This is a genomic window from Polaromonas sp. (assembly GCF_036676035.1).
Taxonomy (GTDB): domain Bacteria; phylum Pseudomonadota; class Gammaproteobacteria; order Burkholderiales; family Burkholderiaceae_C; genus Polaromonas.
This window is the reverse complement of the sequence record NZ_JAKFDR010000099.1, coordinates 65,758-87,970: the sequence shown is the minus strand read 5'-3', so window position 1 is coordinate 87,970 and position 22,213 is coordinate 65,758. Positions and strand designations below refer to the sequence as shown.

Annotated in this window: 26 protein-coding genes; 17 read left to right on the top strand and 9 right to left on the bottom strand. The window is 62.5% G+C overall.

Annotated features, from left to right (window positions below):
• Positions 1-55: 55 nt before the first annotated feature.
• On the bottom strand, positions 56-1,882 hold the full coding sequence (gene kefC / locus V6M61_RS15240; RefSeq protein ID WP_332777426.1) for a glutathione-regulated potassium-efflux system protein KefC: 1,827 nt from the start codon (positions 1,880-1,882) through the stop codon (positions 56-58).
• Positions 1,883-1,935: 53 nt separating this feature from the next.
• Positions 1,936-2,571 (bottom strand): glutathione-regulated potassium-efflux system oxidoreductase KefF, encoded by a 636-nt coding sequence (gene kefF, locus V6M61_RS15235; protein WP_332777425.1) that lies wholly within the window; start codon positions 2,569-2,571, stop codon positions 1,936-1,938.
• Between the two features lie 36 nt (positions 2,572-2,607).
• Here kefF and V6M61_RS15230 point away from each other — a divergent pair, with 36 nt between their 5' ends.
• Together V6M61_RS15230 and V6M61_RS15225 are read left to right on the top strand one after the other, a co-directional pair.
• Positions 2,608-3,225, top strand: coding sequence for a ParA family protein (locus V6M61_RS15230; protein ID WP_332777424.1), 618 nt, complete (start codon positions 2,608-2,610; stop codon positions 3,223-3,225).
• 77 nt (positions 3,226-3,302) lie between these two features.
• Complete coding sequence (locus V6M61_RS15225) at positions 3,303-3,758, top strand: MaoC family dehydratase (RefSeq protein WP_332777423.1); 456 nt, start codon at positions 3,303-3,305, stop codon at positions 3,756-3,758.
• 164 nt (positions 3,759-3,922) lie between these two features.
• Here the strand turns inward: V6M61_RS15225 and trmL are convergent, their stop codons facing one another.
• A complete protein-coding gene (gene trmL, locus V6M61_RS15220) occupies positions 3,923-4,393 on the bottom strand; it encodes a tRNA (uridine(34)/cytosine(34)/5-carboxymethylaminomethyluridine(34)-2'-O)-methyltransferase TrmL (RefSeq protein ID WP_332777422.1) in 471 nt (156 codons plus the stop codon).
• A 32-nt stretch (positions 4,394-4,425) separates the two neighbouring features.
• Complete coding sequence (locus V6M61_RS15215) at positions 4,426-5,175, bottom strand: ComF family protein (RefSeq protein ID WP_332777421.1); 750 nt, start codon at positions 5,173-5,175, stop codon at positions 4,426-4,428.
• 65 nt (positions 5,176-5,240) lie between these two features.
• Between V6M61_RS15215 and V6M61_RS15210 the strand changes: the two genes are divergently transcribed.
• From V6M61_RS15210 to V6M61_RS15180, 7 genes are all read left to right on the top strand, one after another.
• Positions 5,241-6,152, top strand: a complete 912-nt coding sequence (locus V6M61_RS15210; RefSeq protein ID WP_332777420.1) for a biotin synthase — start codon at positions 5,241-5,243, stop codon at positions 6,150-6,152.
• 150 nt (positions 6,153-6,302) lie between these two features.
• Complete coding sequence (coxB, locus tag V6M61_RS15205) at positions 6,303-7,517, top strand: cytochrome c oxidase subunit II (protein ID WP_332777452.1); 1,215 nt, start codon at positions 6,303-6,305, stop codon at positions 7,515-7,517.
• 109 nt (positions 7,518-7,626) lie between these two features.
• Positions 7,627-9,252 carry a cytochrome c oxidase subunit I gene (gene ctaD / locus V6M61_RS15200; RefSeq protein ID WP_332777419.1) on the top strand — a complete coding sequence of 542 codons (1,626 nt, stop codon included), beginning with the start codon at positions 7,627-7,629 and terminating at the stop codon, positions 9,250-9,252.
• 21 nt (positions 9,253-9,273) lie between these two features.
• Positions 9,274-9,384, top strand: a complete 111-nt coding sequence (locus tag V6M61_RS15195) for a cytochrome oxidase small assembly protein (RefSeq protein ID WP_332777418.1) — start codon at positions 9,274-9,276, stop codon at positions 9,382-9,384.
• Positions 9,385-9,401: 17 nt separating this feature from the next.
• Positions 9,402-10,031 (top strand): cytochrome c oxidase assembly protein, encoded by a 630-nt coding sequence (locus V6M61_RS15190; RefSeq protein WP_332777417.1) that lies wholly within the window; start codon positions 9,402-9,404, stop codon positions 10,029-10,031.
• Positions 10,028-10,237, top strand: a complete 210-nt coding sequence (locus V6M61_RS15185) for a DUF2970 domain-containing protein (RefSeq protein WP_332777416.1) — start codon at positions 10,028-10,030, stop codon at positions 10,235-10,237. The genes V6M61_RS15190 and V6M61_RS15185 overlap by 4 nt, the downstream gene beginning before the upstream one ends.
• A gap of 72 nt (positions 10,238-10,309) precedes the next feature.
• A complete protein-coding gene (locus tag V6M61_RS15180) occupies positions 10,310-11,191 on the top strand; it encodes a cytochrome c oxidase subunit 3 (protein ID WP_332777415.1) in 882 nt (293 codons plus the stop codon).
• Positions 11,192-11,249: 58 nt separating this feature from the next.
• Here V6M61_RS15180 and V6M61_RS15175 read toward each other — a convergent pair whose 3' ends face one another.
• Positions 11,250-11,471, bottom strand: coding sequence for a twin transmembrane helix small protein (locus V6M61_RS15175; RefSeq protein ID WP_332777414.1), 222 nt, complete (start codon positions 11,469-11,471; stop codon positions 11,250-11,252).
• A gap of 18 nt (positions 11,472-11,489) precedes the next feature.
• Here V6M61_RS15175 and V6M61_RS15170 point away from each other — a divergent pair, with 18 nt between their 5' ends.
• The 5 genes from V6M61_RS15170 to V6M61_RS15150 all read left to right on the top strand — a co-directional run bounded on the left by V6M61_RS15170 (position 11,490) and on the right by V6M61_RS15150 (position 15,847).
• A complete protein-coding gene (locus tag V6M61_RS15170; protein ID WP_332777413.1) occupies positions 11,490-12,245 on the top strand; it encodes an SURF1 family protein in 756 nt (251 codons plus the stop codon).
• Complete coding sequence (locus V6M61_RS15165) at positions 12,226-12,942, top strand: hypothetical protein (protein ID WP_332777412.1); 717 nt, start codon at positions 12,226-12,228, stop codon at positions 12,940-12,942. Before V6M61_RS15170 ends, V6M61_RS15165 begins: the two co-directional genes overlap by 20 nt.
• Before the next feature lie 204 nt (positions 12,943-13,146).
• A complete protein-coding gene (locus tag V6M61_RS15160; RefSeq protein ID WP_332777411.1) occupies positions 13,147-14,310 on the top strand; it encodes a COX15/CtaA family protein in 1,164 nt (387 codons plus the stop codon).
• Positions 14,307-15,227 carry a heme o synthase gene (gene cyoE, locus V6M61_RS15155; protein ID WP_332777410.1) on the top strand — a complete coding sequence of 307 codons (921 nt, stop codon included), beginning with the start codon at positions 14,307-14,309 and terminating at the stop codon, positions 15,225-15,227. The genes V6M61_RS15160 and cyoE overlap by 4 nt, the downstream gene beginning before the upstream one ends.
• An 11-nt stretch (positions 15,228-15,238) precedes the next feature.
• The gene (locus tag V6M61_RS15150; RefSeq protein ID WP_332777409.1) at positions 15,239-15,847 is read left to right on the top strand and encodes an SCO family protein; all 609 of its coding nucleotides are present in this window, start codon (positions 15,239-15,241) and stop codon (positions 15,845-15,847) included.
• Positions 15,848-15,932: 85 nt separating this feature from the next.
• On the opposite strand, the gene rpoH is transcribed toward V6M61_RS15150, so the two are convergent.
• On the bottom strand, positions 15,933-16,877 hold the full coding sequence (rpoH, locus tag V6M61_RS15145; protein WP_332777408.1) for an RNA polymerase sigma factor RpoH: 945 nt from the start codon (positions 16,875-16,877) through the stop codon (positions 15,933-15,935).
• Positions 16,878-17,389: 512 nt separating this feature from the next.
• Here rpoH and V6M61_RS15140 point away from each other — a divergent pair.
• The 3 genes from V6M61_RS15140 to V6M61_RS15130 all read left to right on the top strand — a co-directional run bounded on the left by V6M61_RS15140 (position 17,390) and on the right by V6M61_RS15130 (position 19,912).
• Entirely contained in the window at positions 17,390-17,734 is a 345-nt protein-coding gene (locus V6M61_RS15140; protein WP_332777407.1) for a hypothetical protein, read from the top strand.
• A 311-nt stretch (positions 17,735-18,045) separates the two neighbouring features.
• The gene (locus V6M61_RS15135; RefSeq protein ID WP_332777406.1) at positions 18,046-19,101 is read left to right on the top strand and encodes a type IV toxin-antitoxin system AbiEi family antitoxin; all 1,056 of its coding nucleotides are present in this window, start codon (positions 18,046-18,048) and stop codon (positions 19,099-19,101) included.
• Positions 19,073-19,912: a nucleotidyl transferase AbiEii/AbiGii toxin family protein gene (locus V6M61_RS15130; protein ID WP_332777405.1), complete on the top strand. Its 840-nt coding sequence runs from the start codon at positions 19,073-19,075 to the stop codon at positions 19,910-19,912. The genes V6M61_RS15135 and V6M61_RS15130 overlap by 29 nt, the downstream gene beginning before the upstream one ends.
• 15 nt (positions 19,913-19,927) lie before the next feature.
• On the opposite strand, the gene V6M61_RS15125 is transcribed toward V6M61_RS15130, so the two are convergent.
• The 3 genes from V6M61_RS15125 to V6M61_RS15115 form a co-directional block, all read right to left on the bottom strand.
• Positions 19,928-20,245, bottom strand: a complete 318-nt coding sequence (locus tag V6M61_RS15125; RefSeq protein ID WP_332777404.1) for a hypothetical protein — start codon at positions 20,243-20,245, stop codon at positions 19,928-19,930.
• 97 nt (positions 20,246-20,342) lie between these two features.
• The gene (locus V6M61_RS15120; protein ID WP_332777403.1) at positions 20,343-20,804 is read right to left on the bottom strand and encodes an Mpo1 family 2-hydroxy fatty acid dioxygenase; all 462 of its coding nucleotides are present in this window, start codon (positions 20,802-20,804) and stop codon (positions 20,343-20,345) included.
• Between the two features lie 364 nt (positions 20,805-21,168).
• The gene (locus V6M61_RS15115; RefSeq protein WP_332777402.1) at positions 21,169-22,140 is read right to left on the bottom strand and encodes a Bug family tripartite tricarboxylate transporter substrate binding protein; all 972 of its coding nucleotides are present in this window, start codon (positions 22,138-22,140) and stop codon (positions 21,169-21,171) included.
• Positions 22,141-22,213: the final 73 nt, after the last annotated feature.

Below are 22,213 nucleotides of genomic sequence, written 5' to 3'. Positions count from 1 at the left end.
CAATAGCTGCTTACGCAAGTCAATCAAGGGCTGCAGCCAGATTTTATTAAGAACTTCAATCATTCCAGCCGGCCGGCCGACGCTCTGCCTGCAGCGCCCGCTCTTTGGCCATCTGCTCTTCCAGCTGCTGGCGCCCCTGCTTGATCACGGCAATCACTTTGGCGCGGTCCTTGTGGTGCGGGTACATCTGCTCGAACAGGTCGAGGTTGTGCTGGCGAAAGCGCATGGCGTGCTGGCGTGCTTCATGCGGTGGCAGACCCAGCAGTTCGAGCACGGTGCGCGCGCTGCGCAGGCTGGACTCGAAGACTTCGCGTTCCACCCGCGTCACGCCGCGGTCGCGCAGCTCGTTCCAGTGCGTCACGTCGCGCGCGCGGGCCACCAGTTCCAGGTGGGGGAAATGCGACTGGACGAGGTCCACAATGGCCAGTGACTGCTCGACGCTGTCCACCGCCAGCACCAGGATTTTGGCGCTGGCCGCCCCGGCCGTGCGCAGCAGGTCCAGCCGCGTCGCATCGCCATAAAACACCTTGTAGCCAAAACTGCGCGCCGCCTCAATCATGTCGGCGTCGTGGTCCAGCACGGTGGCCGGGATGCCCTGGGCCCCCAGCATGCGGCCGATGATCTGGCCGTAGCGGCCGAAGCCCGCGATGATGATGGGCGCGTTCTGCGGCTCGGAAATTTCCTCCAGCTGCGGCAGATTGCAGTTGGCCCAGCGCGGCAGCAGCAGCTTGTCGACGGCCACCAGCAGCAGCGGGCTCAGCAGCATCGAGATCGCCACCGCACCGATCAGCAGCGACGCGGTTTCCGGCGTGAACACTTTCGAGCCCACCGCCGCCTGGAACACCACGAAGGCGAACTCGCCACCCTGGGCCAGCAGCAGCGTGAAGACCGGCCGGTCTTGCAGCGCCAGGCCCATGGCCTTGGCCAGGCCGTAGATCACGGCGCCCTTGACGGCGAGAAAGCCGACCACGATCAGCGCCATCAGACCGGGCGAGCGGGCGATCACGCCGAAGTCGATGCTCATGCCGACCGCGATGAAGAACAGCCCGAGCAAGAGGCCTTTGAACGGCTCGATGTCGGTTTCCAACTCGCGCCGGTACTCGCTTTCGGCCAGCAGCACGCCGGCCAGGAAGGCGCCCAGCGCCATCGACAGGCCCACCAGCTGCATCAGCGCCGCGATCGCCACCACCAGCAGCAGCGAGGTGGCGGTGAAGATCTCGGGCGTGTCGCTCTTGGCGATCCAGCGCAGCAGCGGGCGCAGCAACAGGCGACCGCCAAGAATGATGCCGCCGACAACCGCTATGGTTTTGATAGCTTCCAGTGCCGTATTGGTCTGGGCTGCAGCCCCATTTGTCTCTGAAACCGAGCCCAGCAGCGGCAGCAGGGCCAGGATGGGGATGGCGGCCACATCCTGGAACAGCAGGATGGAGAAGCCCGCCCGCCCGCTGGACGTGGGCAGCAGGTTGCGCTCGCCCATCACCTGCAGTGCGATCGCGGTGGACGACAGCGCCAGGCCCAGCGCCGCGACCAGGCTGATTTTCCACGGCACGCCCGCTGCATAAGCGGCGACAAAAAGCAGCGCCGCGCAGCCCAGCACCTGGGCGCTGCCCCAGCCGAAGATGGGCCGGCGCAGGCTCCACAAGCGCTTGGGCTCGAGCTCCAGGCCCACGAGGAACAGCATCAGCACCACGCCGAACTCGGCAAAGTGCAGGATGTCCTCGACGTTCGTGACCAGGCCCAGGCCCCAGGGACCGATGGCGATGCCGGCGGCGAGGTAGCCGATGATGGAGCCCAGGCCCAGCGCCTTGCTCAGCGGCACGGCGAAGACTGCGGCGCCCAGGTAAATCAGACTGTTGACCAGCCAGGCCGGTGCATGTTCCATGAGGTGATTTTTTGGCTGTTGTTTTGGTTGTTGGATTGATGCAGGCGTGGGGCTCAGGTCAGGGGCCGGTCCGTGGCCGGCACTTCGCCAAGTGGGGGCAGCGCCAGGTCGGCAAGCTCGGGCCAGTCGGGGTAGCTTTGCAGGTGCTGGCTGAATATTTCCAGGTGTGCAGCCACTTCCTGCTGGCTGGCGCGGCGGGCGCCGTGCAGCACCAGCGGCGGCAAAAAACGCATGCCGCACAGCGCCGCCGTCTGCTTGTAAGGCGGCAGGAAGGCGTCGAAAAAATGGCGGTGGTGGCTTTGCGGGTGGTAGGAGGCTTGCGGGCTGCCGGTGGTGGCGACCAGCCACAGGTCCTTGCCTTTGAGGGCGGTGCCGCCCTCGCCATAGGCCCAGCCGTAAGTGAGCACTTCGTCCAGCCAGAGCTTTTGCAGCGCCGGCATGGCGTACCACTGGATGGGGTGCATCAGCACCACCAGCCGGGCGCGGGCCAGGGCGGCCTGCTCGCGCGCCACGTCAACGCAATAGTCGGGGTAGCTGGAGTACAGGTCGCGCACCTGCACCCGCGCCAGCTGCCCTGCCGCGGCCATCAGCGGGCGGTTGACCCGCGACTCGCGCCAGTTGGGGTGGGCGGCGATCACATAGGTGTCCGGGGCAGGGTTTGTGGCGGTGTTTGGGGCAATCGCGTCCATGCCGTTACCATAGCGTAAAAATTCCAGGAGATTCGCATGCCTGTGGTTGTGATTGCCAATCCCAAGGGCGGTGTCGGTAAATCGACGCTGTCCACCAATGTGGCCGGTTACTTTGCCGCTCAGGGCCATGCGGTCATGCTCGGTGACGCCGACCGGCAGCAGTCCTCCCGGCTCTGGCTCGGTTTGCGCCCGCCGGCTGCACGCCCCATCGCCACCTGGGATGTGAATGGCGACCTGATTGCCAAACCGCCCAAGGGCACAACGCATGTGGTGCTGGACACGCCCGCCGGCCTGCACGGCTGGCGCTTTAACGATGTGATCAAGCTGGCCGACAAGGTGATCGTGCCGCTGCAGCCCAGCATCTTTGATATTTTTGCCACCCGCACCTTTCTGGACCAGCTGGCCGAGCACCGCCATGCGGGCAAGATGCAGGTCGGCATTGTCGGCATGCGGGTGGATGCCCGCACCATTTCGGCCGACAAACTGCACGAATTTGTCGACGGGCTGGGCCTGCCGGTGCTCGGTTATGTGCGCGACACGCAAAACTACATCCACCTGGCGGCGCGCGGCCTGACGCTGTTTGACGTGGCGCCGGGCCGGGTGGAGAAGGACCTCGAGCAGTGGCAGGGGATTTGTCGCTGGCTGGACCAGTGACGGCCCGCAAGTAACAGCCCGCAGTGTGTCGCTGGCTCGACAAGCGACAAGCCCGGGCGGCCGGTAAAGTCGGGGGCATGAAAACCTTTCAAACCCTGTCGGAGCTGGCTGCGTGCGTGGGCCAGGAAGTCGCGGTCAGCGACTGGACCACCATCACGCAGCAGCAGATCAACCAGTTTGCCGAGGCCACCGGCGATCACCAGTGGATTCATGTCGACCCCGAGAAGGCCAAAGCCGGCCCGTTTGGCGGCCCGATAGCGCACGGGTTCCTGACGCTGTCGCTGCTGCCGAAGTTTTTTGAATCATCGTTCGAGATCGTGCAGTCCCGCATGGGCGTGAACTATGGGCTGAACAAGGTGCGCTTCATGGCGCCGGTGCCGGTGGACAGCCGCTTGCGCGCGCGCATGAAGCTGCTGGCCTGCGAGCCGATTGACAAGCAGGGCATGCAAATGACCTGGGAAGTGACGATAGAGCGGGAAGGCTCGGCCAAGCCGGTGTGCATCGCCGAGTCGCTGGTGCGGCGCTATCCCTAGGGTGTTGCTAGCCCCCACGCTTTTCACTTCGTGTAATGCGCTGGACGTGCCGCCGCGAGACGCGGCGGCTCCTCTGCCCGTCCAGGCCTGCACAGGCAGGCCTGGAGCCGCGGGCCTCGGCCCCTCGGGGGCCGTCGCTTGCTCGGGGCGGCCCTTCGCGGCGGCTAGCTCAGCCCGCCAAAGCCATTTTGCCGCCAGGCTTCAAAGACGGTGACGGCCACGGCATTGGACAGGTTCAGGCTGCGCTGGCCGGCCAGCATGGGCAGTTTCAGGCACTGCGCCGCCGGCCATGAGTCGCGCAGCGCCGGCGCCAGCCCTTTGGTTTCCGAGCCAAACACCAGCCAGTCGCCCGGTGCAAAGGCGGTCTCATACGGGCTGCGCGAGCCGCGGGTGGTCATGGCAAACAGCCTGTCGGCGGGCGGTCGCTGGCTGTCCAGCAGGGCCTGCCAGCTGGCGTGGCGCAGCACCTGGGCGTACTCGTGGTAGTCGAGTCCGGCGCGCCGCATGTGCTTGTCGTCCATCGAAAACCCCAGCGGCTCCACCAGATGCAGCGTGCAGCCGGTGTTGGCGGCCAGGCGGATCACATTGCCGGTGTTGGGCGGGATTTCAGGTTCGACCAGGACAATATTGAACATGGCTGGATTGTCGCCCGTGCCGGGCGTGGAGCCTATTCAGTTCTGGCCAGCACCACAGCAGTGATGTGCGCGGCGCCGGCATCGCGCAAGGCCTGCGCTGCGGTGGACAGCGAGGCGCCACTGGTCATCACGTCATCGACCAGCACCACGCGCCGCCCGGCCAGAGCGGCCGCACGCAAAGGCTCGACCATGAAAGCGCCTTTGACGTTGGCCAGGCGGGCCTCGCGCTTGAGCTGGCTTTGCGGGCGCGTGTCCTTGACGCGCAGCAGCAAACGGGCATCCGGCCGGGCGCGGCACCCCGCCTGCCGGGCCAGGGCCTGCGCCAGCGCCCAGGCCTGGTTAAAGCCGCGCGACTGCAAACGCTGCGCCGACAAGGGCATGGGCAGTATCCAGTCATCGGCTCCCATGGCGGCCAACGCCGCCGGAACGCCTGGGGTCTGTAGCAGCAGCCCGGCAAAAAAAGAAGACCAACCCGACTTGCCGCCAAATTTGTAATGGGCAATCAGGTCTGACCAGGGAAAGGCGTAAGCCACGGCTGCCAACGCGGCATCGAGCGGGGGTGCGTGCGTGATGCAGCTCAGGCAAAGACCCGGGTGGCTCCTCAAGCCGAGCGACAAATCGGCCGGCAGGGTCAGTGCGCAGCGGCGGCAACGGGGAGCAACAGATACGAAACGGGCCACGCAGGGCTGGCAAACGGGGCGAGCGGGCCAACTGCGGCAGACCGCGCACTGGCTGGCGATGTCGGGCAGCGTGAAACTGGGCGGGAGCAGGCGTGTGAGCACCGTGTCAATATACTCGCCTACCTTTTCGTATTTACCCTTCGTAAGTTCTTCATCCCCCATTTCGCATGACCACCCCAGAGCGCCCCCCCACCCTTGACCCGGTTGCCGTCCAGCGCTGGCAGCGCGTGGCGCCGCTGGCGTCGCCGTGGCTGCATGAGGAAGTGGCGCGCCGCATGCAGGACCGGCTGCAGTGGATCAAGCTGCAGCCCCAGGCCTGGGCGCATTGGGGCGCGCTGCGCGGTGGTTTGCAGACGCATGAGCAACTGCTTGCCCGGTACCCGAAAGCTGCATGTTTTGTGGTTGAAGCCAGCGCGGAACGTACACAGGAAGCTATGAAAAACATAGCAAAACCCTGGTGGAGCCCGCGGCATTGGCGGCGCTGGGGCGCTGCGCCGGTCCGTTTTGAAGCGCCGGCCCCTGCCAGCGTGGACATGCTGTGGGCCAATATGGCGCTGCATGAAAGCGCGGACCCCCAGGCCTTGCTGGCGCAGTGGCACCAGGCTTTGCGGCTCGATGGTTTTTTGATGTTTTCGTGCCTGGGCCCGGACACCGCCCGCGAGCTGCGGGAACTGTATGCCGCCCTGGGCTGGCCGCCGGCGGGCCACGAGCTGACCGACATGCACGACTGGGGCGACATGCTGGTGCAAACCGGTTTTGCCGAGCCGGTGATGGACATGGAGCGCATTGTCCTGACCTACGAGACGCCGGCGCGGCTGCTGGCCGAGCTGGCCGAGCTGGGCCGCAACTTCCACCCGGCGCGTTTTCCGGCGCTGCGCGGCCGCGCCTGGAAAGCGCGGCTGGAGCAGGCGCTGGGCCAGCATCTGGCGGTCGGGGCCGACGGCCGGCTGTCGCTGACTTTCGAGGTGATTTACGGCCATGCCCTGAAGCCCCGGCCCAAAATCAGGGTCAGCCCCTTGAGTGCCGTATCGGTTGAGGACATGCGCAGCATGCTGCACGGCCATCGGGCCAAGCCCTGAAACAGACCCTGAAGCAGGCCAGAAACAGGTCACAAACAGCGGCCGAAGGGCAGCCGCCAAGCTAACTTTATAATCAGCGGGTTAATTTGGTCGGTAATTGAGGCAATAAGAGTAATCACGATGAACGCAAGCAAAACCATAGGGCATGGCATGAAGCACGCAGGAGCGATTTTGGAGCCGTTAGTGTCAAGCGCACAGGCAGTGACCCGCAAGGCAGCCGCCCTCGTGGCAAGCGTGGCCCTATTGGTCAGTACTGCTGCTCACGCCGTGAACGATTTGCCCGGCGGTCCGGCCGTCAACCAGCTCAATCTGCACCCCGCCGTGACCAAAATTGCGGAGGAGCAGCAATGGCTGCACTGGTTCATGATGGGCATCTGCCTGCTGATCTTCGTGGCCGTGTTTGGCGTGATGTTCTATTCCATCTGGAAGCACCGCAAGTCGGTGGGCCACAAGTCGGCCAATTTCCACGAGTCCACCGCCGTCGAAATTGCCTGGACCATCATCCCCTTCGTCATCGTGATTGGCATGGCCCTGCCGGCCACCAAGGTGCTGGTCGCCCAGAAAGACACCACCAACTCCGACCTGACCATCAAGGCCACCGGCATCCAGTGGAAATGGGGCTACGACTACATCAAGGGCGAAGGCGAGGGCATCGGTTTTGTTTCAACCCTGGACAACACGCACCGCGAAATGTCCGACCTTGGCGGCCCGAAAGCCGGCGAAGCGCCTGACAACTACCTGCTCAAGGTCGACAACCCGCTGGTGGTGCCGGTCAACAAGAAAATCCGCATCATCACCACCGCCAGCGACGTGATCCATGCCTTCATGGTGCCGGCCTTTGGCATCAAGCAGGACGCGGTTCCGGGCTTTGTGCGCGACACCTGGTTCCGCGCCGAGAAAACCGGCGACTTCTACGGCCAGTGCGCCGAGCTGTGCGGCAAGGAACACGCCTACATGCCGATTCACGTGAAGGTGGTCTCGGCAGAGGACTACACGAAATGGGCCAGCGCCAAGCTCAAGGAAGCCGCAGCCAAGGCCGATGATCCTTCCAAGGTGTGGACCCTGGCGGACCTGAAAGCGCGCGGCGAAAAGGTGTATGGCGCCAACTGCGCGTCCTGCCACCAGGCCAATGGCAAGGGCGCGGGCCCGATCAAGCCGCTCGACGGCGCGGCCGTGGTGCTCGATGCCGACAAGTCCAAGCAGATCCTGGTGGTGCTCAATGGCCAGAACAACGGCGCGATGCCGCCCTGGAAGCAGCTCAGCGATACCGACCTCGCCGCCGTGATCAGCTACACCAAGAACAACTGGTCCAACCAGACCGGGCAGATCGTGCAGCCGGCTGAAGTTCAGGCCGCTCGCAAGTAACCGGTCGCCCGACGACAACCTCCCAAAATAGCCGGCCCGACCTGACCGTCGGCCGCAACGACAAAGCTACAGGCGCAAGCCAGCAAAGAAGCCACCAAAGGAAGCCAAGATGAGTGCAGTACTAGACCATCACGACCACGCGCATGAGCACGCGCATGATGACCACCATGCGCCCACCGGCTGGCGTCGCTGGGTCTACGCGACCAACCACAAGGACATCGGCACGCTGTACCTGCTGTTCAGCTTCACCATGCTGATGGTTGGTGGCCTGCTGGCCCTGGGCATCCGCGCCGAGCTGTTCCAGCCCGGCCTGCAACTGATCAACCCTGAACTGTTCAACCAGCTCACCACCATGCACGGCCTGATCATGGTGTTCGGCGCCATCATGCCGGCCTTCGTGGGCTTCGCCAACTGGATGATTCCGCTGCAGATCGGCGCGTCCGACATGGCCTTCGCGCGCTTGAACAACTTCAGCTTCTGGCTGCTGATTCCCGCGGCCCTCATGCTGGTTGGTTCGTTCTTCATGCCTGGCGGCGCACCGGCAGCCGGCTGGACGCTTTATGCCCCGTTGACGCTGCAGATGGGGCCGTCCATGGACGCCGGCATTTTTGCCATGCACATCATGGGCGCCTCGTCCATCATGGGCTCCATCAACATCATCGTGACCGTTCTCAACATGCGCGCCCCCGGCATGACGCTCATGAAGATGCCCATGTTCTGCTGGACCTGGCTGATCACCGCCTACCTGCTGATCGCCGTGATGCCCGTGTTGGCCGGCGCGATCACCATGACGCTGACGGACCGCCATTTCGGCACCAGCTTCTTCAACCCCGCCGGCGGCGGTGACCCGGTTATGTACCAGCACATTTTCTGGTTCTTCGGCCACCCCGAGGTTTACATCATGATCTTGCCGGCGTTCGGCATCGTCAGCGCCATCATCCCGGCCTTCTCGCGCAAGCGTCTGTTCGGCTACGCCTCCATGGTGTACGCCACCGGCTCCATCGCCATTTTGAGTTTTGTCGTCTGGGCGCACCACATGTTCACCACCGGCATGCCGGTGACCGGCCAGCTGTTCTTCATGTACTCAACCATGCTGATCGCCGTGCCTACCGGCGTGAAAATCTTCAACTGGATCGCCACCATGTGGAAGGGCTCGATGACCTTCGAGACCCCCATGCTGTTTGCCGTGGGTTTCATCTTCGTGTTCACCATGGGTGGTTTCACCGGCCTGATCCTGTCGGTGGCGCCGATTGACATCCAGCTGCAGGACACCTACTACGTGGTCGCGCACTTCCACTACGTGCTGGTGGCCGGCTCGCTGTTCAGCATGTTCGCCGGCTATTACTACTGGGCCCCCAAGTGGACTGGCGTGATGTACAGCGAAGCGCGCGGCAAGATCCACTTCTGGTGGTCGCTGATTTCGTTCAACATCACCTTCTTCCCGATGCACTTCCTGGGCCTGGCTGGCATGCCACGCCGCTACGCCGACTACCCGATGCAGTTTGCCGATTTCAACGCGATTGCCAGCGTGGGCGCCTTGTTCTTCGGTCTGGCACAGGTTTACTTCTTCCTGTTCATTGTGGTGCCTGCCATGCGCGGCCAGGGTGAAAAAGCGTCCCAGAAACCCTGGGAAGCGGCTGAAGGCCTGGAGTGGGAAGTGCCCTCGCCAGCGCCTTTCCACACCTTCGAGAATCCGCCCAAGCTCGATGCCAGCGCGACCAGGATCGTTGGCTGAAACGCAGCTGCGACTTAAACCATGACACCTGAACAAAAGAAAAACAACCGGCGCCTGGGGCTGATTCTGGCCTCGGTGGCGCTGGTGCTTTTCGCGGGCTTCATTGCCAAGCTGGTCCTGATCGGCAAATAGGCAAGGGCGCAAACGGCATGGCTCCTCAACGCGAAAACTTCAAAATGCTGGGCAAGCTGGGCGTGATCGTGCTCGGCATGTTTGCTTTTGGTTATGCGCTGGTGCCCCTGTACAAGGCCATTTGCGAGATGACCGGCATCAACATCCTGGCCTTGTCCGATCGCCAGATCCCCGGTGCCACCTCGCAGCTGCCTGCCAACACTCAGGTTGATGCGAGCCGCAGCATCACGGTGGAATTTGATGCCAATGCGCGCGGCCCCTGGCAGTTCAAGCCGGCCATGCGCACGCTGCAGGTCCATCCTGGCGAGCTGGCCACGGTGATGTACGAGTTCCAGAACGTGCAAGCCCGGACCATGTCGGCGCAGGCCATTCCGAGCTATGCGCCCAAGCAGTCGGCCGCACACTTCAACAAGCTGGAGTGCTTTTGCTTCAACCAGTACACCCTGGCGCCCGGCGAAAAGAAACAATGGCCCGTGGCCTTTGTGATTGACCCCAAGCTACCCAAAGACGTGACCACGATCACTCTGTCGTACACCTTCTTTGAAGTCGGCGGCAAAACACCGGCCGCCCCGGTGGCCCTGAAGGCCGCCACTGCGGCCACGACTGCAGCTGCTGCCCAGATCAAGCCGGAGTCTGGTGGCGTATGAGCGAGCCTGCGGTCCGCCCCAAGGTATCGATCTGGCGTACGGTCAAGGCCGTGGCGTGGTCTTTTGTGGGGCTGCGCGCGCGTGGCGCCTATGAGGAAGACATCAAGAACCTGAGCCCGGTGCACATCATCGTGGCGGGCCTGGTCGGTGTGGTTTTGTTTGTAGGTGTTTTGGTGCTGCTGGTGAACTGGATGGTCGCCCGCTGAGCCGCAGTGCCCGCAGCCCGCACCATCTCATTTATTGAAATTTACGGAAATCTAGAGAAAACAGGAGTCGACATGTCATCAACCGCACACGGGGGAACCCCTTACTACTTCGTGCCCAGCCCATCCCGCCACCCGGTGATGGCCGCGACGGGCCTGTTTTTTGTCATCCTGGGCGCCGCGCAGTGGATCAACGGCGCCGCCTGGGGTGCTTACGCGCTGGCTTTCGGCATGTTGATGTGGCTGGGCGTGCTGTTCCAGTGGTTCCGCGAATCGATTGCCGAGAGCGAGGGCGGTTTGTACGGCCACAAGATAGACCTGTCTTTCCGCTGGAGCATGAGCTGGTTCATCTTCTCGGAAGTGATGTTCTTTGGCGCTTTTTTCACGGCCTTGTGGTGGGCGCGCGCGCATTCGGTGCCTGCGCTGGGCAATCTCGAAAATGCCCTGCTGTGGCCTGACTTCAAGGCGGTCTGGCCCACCTTGGCGGCCGGTGTTACCGCGTCCCCGGCCGGCATCATCGAGCCGTTCCAGACCATGGGCCCGTTCTGGCTGCCCACCATCAACACAGCCCTGCTGCTCAGCTCGGGCGTGACGCTCACCATTGCCCACCACGCCCTGCGTGAAGGCCATCGCGCCAAAACGATTGGCTTCATGTGGATCACCGTGCTGCTGGGCGCGACCTTCATGGGCGTGCAGGGCTACGAATACTTTCACGCCTATTCCGAACTGAACCTCAAGCTGACGTCGGGCATCTATGGTTCGACCTTCTACATGCTGACCGGCTTTCACGGTTTCCATGTGTTTGTCGGCATGCTGATGCTGCTGTTCATCACGCTGCGCCTGCAAAAAGGCCATTTCACGGCAGAGCGCCACTTCGGGTTTGAAGGCGCCGCCTGGTACTGGCACTTTGTGGACGTGGTGTGGCTGGGCCTGTACTCGCTGGTCTACTGGCTGTAATACGGCTGCTGCGCGTCAGGCTCTGAGAGCGCTAAAAAGGCCGCCAAGCGGCCTTTTTTTATTTACCGACCGGCAGCCCGCTGGGCTGTATGTAACCCAATTTCCACGCCACCAGAATGCAGATGAACAGCAACACCGAAAAGCCCACGCGAAACGCGAGGGCGCGTGCCATGTTGCTGGTCTTGGCCTTGCCGTCGGTGCCGTCTTTGAGCATGAAAAACAGGGCAGAGGCCAGGCTGCCGAGGATGGCCAGAAACGCCAGTGCGATGAGGTACTTCATGCCCGGAATTATCCACCCATGAGTCAAGCCATGAAGGCGGCCTGGCGCACGCGCAGGTTCTGGCTGCTGACGCTGGCGGCTGCGCTGGCGGTCGGCGGCACGTTTTCGCTCGGCCAGTGGCAGTTGCGCCGGGCCGCCCAGAAGGAGGCGCAGCAGGCCGCGATTGAAGCACAAGAAGTGCTACCGGCCCTTGATAATCCTGCGCTGATAGCTAGCAAAAACATAGCAGATTTAACGTACCGCCCAGCGCGGCTGACAGGCGCCTGGCGGCCGGCGCAGACGGTCTACCTGGACAACCGGCCCATGCATGGCAAGCCGGGCTTCTGGGTGCTCACGCCGCTGGTGCTCGAAGGCAGCACGCAGGCCATCGTGGTGCAGCGCGGCTGGGTGCCCCGGGATTTTTCGGACCGCAGCCGTCTGCCCGAGGTGCTCACGCCGTCCGGGCTGGTGACGGTGCAAGGGCGTATCGCCCCGCCGCCGTCCAGGCTCTATGCGTTCAAGGGCGCGGACTTGGGGCCTATCCGGCAAAATCTCGATATCGGCGCTTTCGCTGCGGAAACCGGTTTGCCGCTGCTGGGCGCGTCGCTGCTGCAGACCGGCGCGGCCAGCGAAGGTTTGCTGCGCGACTGGCCCGCCGCCAATCTGGGCGTGGACAAGCACCATGGTTACGCCTTCCAGTGGTTTGGCCTGTGCGCGCTGCTCGTCATCCTGTATGTCTGGTTTCAACTGATTCTTCCCCTGGGTCTTTATCGCCGTGCAAAACGACCAACCTGAACCTTCTTCCGCCCGCCACGCCCCGGCCGGCGCGCGCGCCGCGCAGGACCAGCCGCTGGGCCTGACCGTGCATGCCCTGCCCCGGCTGAGTCAGGCGTCCGCGACCACCACCGGGCGCTGGAAAATGCTGGCCGTTCTGCTGGTGTGCGCCGCACCGGTGATCGCCTCCTATTTCACCTACTACGTGGTTCGCCCGGAAGGCCGGCGCAACTATGGCGAGCTGATCGAGCCGCAGCGCGCCCTGCCGGTCCTGGCCACGCTGTCTCCTGAAGGAAAAGCCGGTGAGCTGGCGGCGCTGAAAGGGCAATGGCTGCTGCTCAGCGTGGCAGGCGGCGCCTGCGACACCGCCTGCCAGCAGCACCTGTATTTCCAGCGGCAGCTGCGCGAGTCGCTGGGCAAGGAAAAAGACCGGCTTGACTGGGTCTGGCTGGTCAATGACACGGCCGCGCTGCCCGACAGCCTGCGCCCGGCTCTCAAAGAGGCGACGGTGCTGCGGGTGCCGGCGGCGGCGCTGGGCCAGTGGCTGGCGCCGGCCGCCGGGCAGCAACTGCCCGACCATCTGTATCTGGTGGACCCGCTGGGCAGCTGGATGATGCGCTTTCCGGCGCACATGGATGCGGCCGGCGCCGCCAAGGCCAAGCGCGACCTCGAGCGTCTGCTGCGGGCCTCCGGCAGCTGGGACAAAGCTGGACGCTGAAGTGATGGCCCCCACGCTTTTCACTTCGTGTAATGCGCTGCCCCCCGAGGGGGCCGCTGCGCCTGCGGCCCGGCGAAGCCGGTTCCGCGGCCCCTGCTTGCATAAAACCCCTGTGGTGACTGCTATGGTCCGGCTAAGCCGGTTCCGCGGCCCTTGCGGGTTTAGAACTCCATCGCGCATGGCAATGGCCGGCTCTATTTAGACATGGACGCGCAAAACCTTTACAACCTCAGCCCGACGCTGCGCCTGATGATCGTGGGTCTGCTGGTGGCGCTGGGCCCGCTGGCCTGGGTCTGGCTGCGCAGCCAGAATGCGCCGGTGGCGCATCGCCTGCGCGTGCTCACGCTGGTGACGCTGTTTCTGACCTTTGACCTGGTGCTGTTTGGCGCCTTCACCCGCCTGACCGACTCCGGCCTGGGTTGCCCCGACTGGCCCGGCTGCTACGGCAGCGCCAGCCCCAGCGGCGCCCATGTAGAGATCAGCAAGGCGCAGGCCGAAATGCCGACCGGGCCGGTTACGCACGGTAAGGCCTGGATCGAGATGATCCACCGTTACCTGGCCACCGGCGTCGGCGTGCTGATCCTCACGCTGGCGGTCACCACCTGGCTGCAGCGCAAGCACAACCAAGGTGGCGTGCCGGTCAGCCCTTGGTGGCCCACGGTGACGCTGCTGTGGGTCTGCCTGCAGGGCGCGTTCGGCGCGCTGACCGTCACCATGAAGCTGTTTCCCGTGATTGTGACCCTGCACCTGCTGGGCGGCCTGGTGTTGCTGGCGCTGCTGGAGGCGCAGTCGGTGCGCTATGCCCAGGCGGCGGGTGAGCGCCCGGTGGTGCCGCTGCAAGCTGGCACACGGTTTTTTCTGATGGCCACCTTTGCGCTGCTGTGGCTGCAGATTGCGCTGGGCGGCTGGGTGAGCACCAATTACGCGGTGCTGGCCTGCAGCGACTTCCCGAGCTGCCAGAACTCGCTGTGGCCTGCGATGGATTTCAAGCAGGGGTTCACGCTTTGGCGCGAGCTGGGGGCGGGCCATGACGGTGAAAACATCAGCTTCCAGGCCCTGACCGCCATTCATTATGTGCACCGCCTGATGGCTTATGCGGTGTTTGCCGCGCTGCTGGCGCTGGCGTTTGCGCTCAGGCGGTCGCACGCCCTGCGCGGCTATGCGCGATGGGTCGCCGGCTTGGCCCTGCTGCAGGCCGCCACCGGCCTGAGCAATGTGGTGCTGGGCTGGCCCTTGCTGGCCGCGGTGCTGCACACGGGCGGGGCGGGCGCCCTCGTGGTCACCCTGACCGGGGCCCTTTTTTCCAGCCGCAGCGCTCAAAGCCCGGTGAGTGCGTCAAAATTGCAAGCTTCCAGATTGTCCGCATGAATTCCCCCGACCAGCCTGTTCCCCTGCCCACGCCTGTGAGCCGCGCGCCTTCCCGATGGGCGCAGTTTTACGCCCTGACCAAACCGCGCGTGGTGCAGCTCATTGTGTTTTGCGCCCTGATTGGCATGGTGCTGGCCGTGCCCGGTGTGCCCACCTGGGCCGATGTGAAGCTGGCGCTGGTGGCCTGTGCCGGTATCTGGCTGGTGGCAGGCGCGGCGGCGGCTTTCAACTGCCTGGTCGAACAGCAAATTGACGCGAAGATGCGGCGCACGGCCTGGCGGCCCACGGCCAAGGGCGAGCTCAGCAACCCGCTCACGCTGGCGTTTTCAGCCGGCCTGTGCGCCTTGGGGTCGTGGATTCTGTACACCTGGGTCAACCCGCTGACGATGTGGCTGACCTTTGCCACCTTCGTGGGCTACGCCGTGGTTTACACCGTGATTCTCAAGCCGCTGACGCCGCAAAACATCGTGATCGGCGGGGCTTCGGGCGCCATGCCGCCGGTGCTGGGCTGGGCCGCCATGACGGGCTCGGTCGGGCCCGAAGCGCTGATTCTGTTCCTCATCATTTTCTTGTGGACGCCGCCGCACTTCTGGGCGCTGGCGCTGTACCGCGTCGAAGACTACCGCAAGTCCGGCCTGCCCATGCTGCCGGTCACGCACGGCAACGAGTTCACGCGGCTGCAGGTGTTTTTGTACACGCTGGTGCTGTTTGCCGCCTGCCTGATGCCGTTTGTGTTCCAGATGAGCGGCTGGCTCTACCTGGTGGCGGCGTTGGGGCTCAGCGCCGGCTTTAGCTGGTACGGCTGGCGTTTGTGGCGCAATTACTCGGACGCGCTGGCACGCAAGACCTTTCGCTTTTCACTGATTCATTTGTCCGTTTTATTTGCAGCCCTGCTGCTGGATCACTACCTCGTATGAACACCGTCCTGATGAACAAACGATCCGCTATTAAATTAATAGCTGGTGGCGCACTGTTGACAGGGGCAACGGGCGTTTTGACTGCCTGTTTCGAGGAGAAGCCGCAGTTCAGGAGCGTCGACATCACCGGCGCCGACTACGCCAAGGATTTTGCGCTGACGGACCACAACGGCCAGCCACGCGCCATCCGCGACTTTCAGGGCAAGGTGGTCGTGGTGTTTTTCGGCTACACCCAGTGCCCGGATGTCTGCCCGACCTCCATGGCCGAGCTGGCCCAGGTCAAAAAGCTGCTGGGCGCCAACGGGGACAAGCTGCAGGGCATCTTCATCTCGGTGGATCCGGAGCGCGACACCCAGCCGGTGCTCAAGGCCTACATGGCCAACTTCGACCCCACGTTCCTGGCGCTGCGCCCGACGCTGGAGCAACTGCCCGCCGTCGCCAAAGATTTCAAGATTTACTACAAAAAGGTCGAGGGCAAAACGCCGGGCAGCTACACCATGGACCACTCGGCCGGCAGCTACATTTTTGACACTCAGGGGCGCGTGCGCCTGTACACCCGCTACGGCAGCGGCGCCGAGGCGCTGGCCTCCGACATCGGCCTGCTGCTCAAAAAGGCCTGAGGCGGGTCGTTTCATGCAGGCAAAAAAAGCCTGCACCCTGGATGGGGCAGGCTTTTTCAGGCCTGAATCAGGTCAGGAGCCAGTCTCAGGCGTAAGTCGCCAGCACTTTCTTCATTTTCTTCATGGCGGCCGCTTCAATCTGGCGAATGCGTTCGGCACTCACGCCGTATTCGGCGGCCAGGTCATGCAGCGTCATGCCGCCCGAACCATCGTCGTTGACCTTGAGCCAGCGCTCTTCCACAATGCGGCGCGCGCGTGGATCAAGCTCCTGCAGGGCGGCCGTGATGCCGTCGCTGGCCAGCACGTCGCGCTGGCGGCTCTCCAGCAGGGCGGTGGGCTCGTGCGTGGCGTCCGACAGGTAGGCAATCGGGCCAAATGCGTCTTCACCGTCGTCGCTCGGGCTCGGGTCCAGCAGCACGTCGCCACCCGACATGCGCTGCTCCATCTCGATGACTTCCTCGCGCTTGACATTGAGCTCCCGCGCCATCACGTCGATCTGGCCTTCGGTCAGGGTGTTGCGGTGGGTGGCCGCATCGGCGCCGTCCTTGAAGCCCTGTTTCATCGAACGCAGGTTGAAAAACAGCTTGCGCTGGGCCTTGGTGGTGGCCACTTTGACCATGCGCCAGTTTTTCAGGATGTACTCATGAATCTCGGCCTTGATCCAGTGCAGGGCATAGCTGACCAGCCGAACGCCCTGGTCGGGGTCGAAGCGCTTGACGGCCTTCATCAGGCCAATATTGCCTTCCTGGATCAGGTCGCCATGCGGCAGGCCGTAGCCCAGGTATTTGCGGGAAACCGACACGACCAATCGCAAGTGAGAGAGCACTAACTTACCGGCAGCCTCAAGATCGTTGTTGTTCTTGAGTTTTCTGGCGTATTCCTGCTCTTCAGCCAAGCTCAGCATGGGCAGGCGATTGACTGCCGAAATATAGGCATCCAGATTGCCCAGCGGAGGCAAGATGATCGATGAGTTGGCCCAAGGGCTGGTAACTGCCAGCGCGGTCTGCGGCGCTCCGATGTGAACCGTCATGAGAGGATTCCTTTCGTTGAGGCTGAAATATTAGCACTCCATTGGAGAGAGTGCTAAGCAATAGGTTCAATGACTCGGATAGCGCGAGGCTAATCAGTAAAAACCCTTGGTTTTTCCGATATGACTGGCCTGAAGGGTTTTAGTTCAGGCTCCTAGGTTGCGGGTTTGTAAAGGGCAGCGGGGGGGTGCCCTGGGGCCGATGCCTGTTTGCTATTGATCTGGTAGCTGGCCGCGCCCGTAGTCATTGGGCTGATGTCTGATTTGATGCTGAAAATACCGTTTGACTGCAGTTGACCGGGTTTGAGGGGGATTTTGGGTGGCTTGCCCCTGCCAAGCCGTCTGGCTGCACAAAACCCGAATTTGAAGGTCAAATTGGCCTTTAGCCTAATAAGGACGGGATAACGCAGCTACTAATTCAATAGCGATTTAAGCGGTTTTAAGGAGGGCTGGGCCTCTTCAGGCTGCTTCAGCCAACGGATAAAACTGTTGCAAATGTTGACGTTAACCAAAGCTTGCTGATCCGTGCGTTAACTCGGGTGTTATCGGATCAACCTCAGAAAATTCTGCTTGATGGACACTTCGCCCTTCGTAGTACATCCGGTGGTATTGAGTGCGTCTCGCTTTCGGTATTTCGCGCCCTTGGTATTACGAAGCTGATCTGCTACCGTGATGACCCTGCGGCAATCCTTGCGCGACTGCGGGCTAGAGACGGAAGCTGCGACACACTAATCGACGTCGCGGAGTTGCAAGCTGCCGAACTAGAGCACGCCACTAAAGTCGCGAACAATCTTGGAGTCACCTTGATGCTGTTGGATGCGTTCGATGGCAATGGTCTTGTCACGGCTCTGGCAGCGTAGTCCCCCTCAAGTCTTTTCTGCGGCACCTAGAGTCGATGCTGGGCAAGGGCACCACGCAAGTCGCGGTTCAGTCGGTTGCCAAAAAGCTGGAGCTGGCAAATATCCTTCAGATATCGGGCGAGAAGGTGCGCCACACCTGAAGAGCGCCGGCGACGTGGGTTGATCGGGTGTGAAGTTGTTTGTTCAGTATTTCGATCTGTCCACTTTTAATAAACAGTCTAATTTGGTGGACAAAATAAGATTTTTTGCTGCACCCTACTCTTATTTGTCCATTATTGACACTTGTCCATAATAAATGGACAATAAAATAAATGGACAAAACAACTCTTGGTACCGAGCACGCCCTGCTGGACGCCGCTATCGAAGCGGCGCAGGGCTTGGGTGTCGCCGTGGAAATTGTGCAGCGCAACCCCCAGCTTGGCCGAACCCGCGCGGACGCGCTGGTGCGTGTCACCCACGGCGGGCAGGAAGTGCTTTATGCCGTTGAAGTGCGCCGTACGCTGCATCCCGCCACGCTGGGCGCCGCACTGCAGCAGCTGGAACGCCTGGGGCAGCAGGCGATGCTGGTCACGGACTACGTCACGCCTCCGCTGGCGGACGAGCTGAAGGCGAGGCATATCGCTTTTTTAGACACAGCAGGCAATGCGTACCTTGAGCAGGGGCCGCTCCTGGTCTGGGTCAAGGGGCAAAAGTTGGCCGCCAAACCCGCTGCCATGACGGCTGGCCGCGCCTTCCAGCCCACCGGACTGCAGGTGCTGTTCACCTTGTTATGCAACCCTCAGGCCGTCAATCGCCCCTACCGGGAATTGGCTGAAATGGCTGGCGTGGCGCACGGCACCGTCGGCTGGGTGATCCCGGACTTGCAGCAACTGGGCTATGTGCGTGACCTCAAGGGCAAACGTGGCACGCGCCGGCTCTTCGAGCTTGAACGTTTGCTTGACGAGTGGGTCACCACCTACGCACGTGTATTGCGGCCCCGTACGTTGCTCGGCCGCTACTATGTGCCCACGCTGGAAGGCTGGAAAGACTGGCCACTTGCCGAATACGGTGCCTTGTGGGGGGGCGAGCCCGCTGCCGCTGTTTTGACAGATTACCTGCGCCCCGGTGTCTTGACTCTCTACGCCGACAAGTTGCCTGGCCTGTTGGCCGCTCGCCAAAAGTTCATGAAAGAGCCTGCGCCCGGCCATACGGCCGTGGTGGAAGTACGCAAGCGATTCTGGAATTTCCCCGGTGACCCTCGCCATAACAACCTCGTGCCGCCGTTGCTGGTGTATGCCGACTTGCTGGCGACGGGGGATGCCCGCTGTATTGAGACAGCCAAAATGATTTATGACGCTTATGTCGCTCGACCTCTCACCGAAGGCTGACCTGGTGCCGTTGGCGCAGGTGGTGGGCTCTTTGCAAAGAGTGGCTCAGCCTATGGACGTCGATTTCTTTTTGATGGGCGCCGCAGCACGCGACGTGATGCTGCGCCATGTTCATAACATCGAGCCCGGACGCCAGACCAAAGATGTGGATTTTGCGGTGATGGTGCCGGACTGGGCGTCTTTTGCCGCGCTGCGCGCAGCGCTGATAGAGGGCGATGATTTTTCGGAGCGCCCCGGCTCAGCCACACACAGGCTGCGTCACCAAAGTGGCTTGCCCCTGGATATCGTGCCTTTTGGCGGCATCGAGCGCGCCGACCGCACCATTGCCTGGCCGCCCGATCAGAGTACGGTGTTCGATTGTTTTGGCGCGCGCGAGGCATTCAATGCGACCGTATCTGTGCTGCTGCCCCAGGCGGTGACGGTGCGTGTTGCTTCGATTCCCGCGCTCGCTCTGCTCAAGGTGACCGCCTGGCAAGACCGCAAACATAGCCACCCCGGGCGAGACGCGGATGACCTGCTGCTGTATCTGCGAAGCTATATGGATTGCGACAATATTGACCGCGCGGCGCGCGACCATGGCGATCTGTTCATGGCGGAAGATTACGATCACGAAGCCACCGGCGCTCGTCTGCTGGGCCGCGACATCGCGCTGCTGTTGGACAAGCCGGCCCTCGAACGCTTGATTGGCATATTGATACCTCAAACTGATACCCAAGGCCCCTTGTTGCTCGCCAAGCAATCGGGTCTTGACCTCGAAAAAGCCCGCAGACTGATAGAAGCGGTTTGCGATGGACTCATCAACGCCCTTTAAGACAAGAAAAGGAATTCAGCCATCCGCTTGCCCGCCGGGCAGGCGCTTGTCGTCGCGGACTTCACGCACTTCCACGTCAACCACATCATGGGCTCGGGCGGCACTGCCAGTCGCTGAGCTGCCACCGGGCCACATCCTCTGGGAAGAAAACCGCTGGAAACGGCCAAACACCATGGCAGGCTTGGGTTTGCGGCCGGTGATCAGGGAGGCCAGCAGGCTGATTGCCAGAACCACCAGGGCAGCCAGCAGCAGGCTGAGGGCGAAGACTGCCGCGAACAAGCCTAAAACCAGACGCAGGGCAAAACGGAGAATGCGGCTAAACAGGCTGGGCACGTGAGGAGTCCTTGGGAAAATTCACAGATCGGGACGGTCGCCGCGTTTTTCAAGCCGGCAGCTGCCCCATCCGTCAGAGCCTTGGGGTTTTTTGGGGCTACCAGCGGATGCCGAGCTTGATGAACAGTTTGCTCAGGACAAACAGGGGGCCTACCCACAGGTACTGCAGGTCTTCAAAAAACGAGGGTTTTTTGCCTTCGAGCTTGTGCCCGACGAACTGCATGATCCAGGCGCCGACAAAAATGACCACGGACAACTTGAGCACCATTGCACCCATGGCATGGACCAGCGCCAGCACGAGGACCGAGCCCAACATCATGGTCAGCAAAAACACCAGGGACAGCCGGGCGTAATAGACCATGCTGGCCGCCACAAAGGCGTAGGCCACATAGGGGTGAAGGGCGAACAGCATGCCGACCAGGCTCAGCATGATCAGCGGGATGGCCATGAAATGGATCAGTTCGTTGGTCGGGTGCTGGTGGCTCTCGCCGTAATGCGCCAGCAACTGGTCAACCCGGCGGGGCTCGGCGGCAGGGGTGGGTGTCGTGGTGCTGTTCATGGGGCCTCCAGAGCCGGAAATGCGCCCGGCTGCGGTGAGACTTTAACCTAGAAACCGCAGTTGGACGTGCCCGAGTGAGCCGTCATGGGGTGGGCTGGCAAGGCGAGACGAGGCAGCAGGCTGATGCCTGCAAGGAGGAGCAACGCCGCCAGCGCGCGCCAGGGCGGCTCAATCGGGTGCGTAGCGCTCTCACCCAAAAGGTGAACTTGTGCGTGAGCGGATAAGTGGGTGTTCATGCGGTCTTGCCAGCGGTCAATGAGCGGTCAACTGCGGTTACTAGGTTTAATGCATTGAAGCTGTTTAAGAAAGCAGGGGAATTACCGGCTTGTGCCCAGCTGAACCCGGCGCTTGCGTAAATTCGCTATCAGGTCGCCGTGATTTTCGCGGTCTTGATGATGCGGCTCCAGCGGTCTACCTCGTTTTTCAGGAAGACGGCGAAGTCGCTGGCTCCCTTTTGCGTGACGCGGAAACCCTGCTGCCTGGCGCGTTCCTCCATATCGGCGCTGAACATGATCTTGATCATTTCGCGCGAGTAACGGTCCACGATGGCATCGGGCGTCTTGGCCTGGATCATCGCAGCCGTCCAATTTTCGACGAAGAGGCCGGGCATGCCTGCTTCCATGGCCGTCGGCACGTCGGGCACCGTGGGGTGGCGGCTCAGGCTGCAAATGGCCAATGCACGCAACTTGCCGCCCTTGACGTGCGCAATCGATTCCGGGAAGTTGGAGAAAATCACATCGAGCTGGCCACCGATCAAATCGGTCATGGACGGCGCGCCACCGCGGTAGGGCACATGGGTCATCTGCGTTTTGTTGAGATCGTTGAACAGCGCCATGGTCAGATGCGGCGGCGTGCCGTTGCCGCTGGAGCCGGCATTGAGCCGCCGGCTTTTGGAGACCGCGATCAAGTCCTTGAAGTCCTTGATCGGACTGCCTGTCGGCACCACCACCAGCATCGGTGAGCCGGCCAGCAGCGCGACCGGCCGCAGGTCCTTGGTAAAGCTGTAGGGTGCGTTCGGAAACAAGGTGACGTTGGCTGCATGCGTGAGCGTGATGGCCAGCAGGCTGCTGCCGTCGGGCGCGGACTTGGCCACCTGCTCCGCGCCGATCTGTGCATTGCCGCCGGCCTTGTTTTCCACGATCACCGAAACTTTCCAGGCCTCACTGAGTTTCTGCGCCACGATACGGGCCATCACGTCGGTCAAGCCGCCGGGCGCAAAGGGCACGACATATTTGATGGTCGTGCCCGGCTTGGGAAAGCCCTGGGCCAGGCCCCAAGTCGACACCGTGGCCAAAGCGGCGCCGGCAGAAGCCAATACGATGTCTCGGCGTTTCATGTTTGTCTCCATGTTGTCTCCTTAACTTGCTTATGTTGAGGCCTGCCCGTACCGCACCTGCACGCGTGCCGCG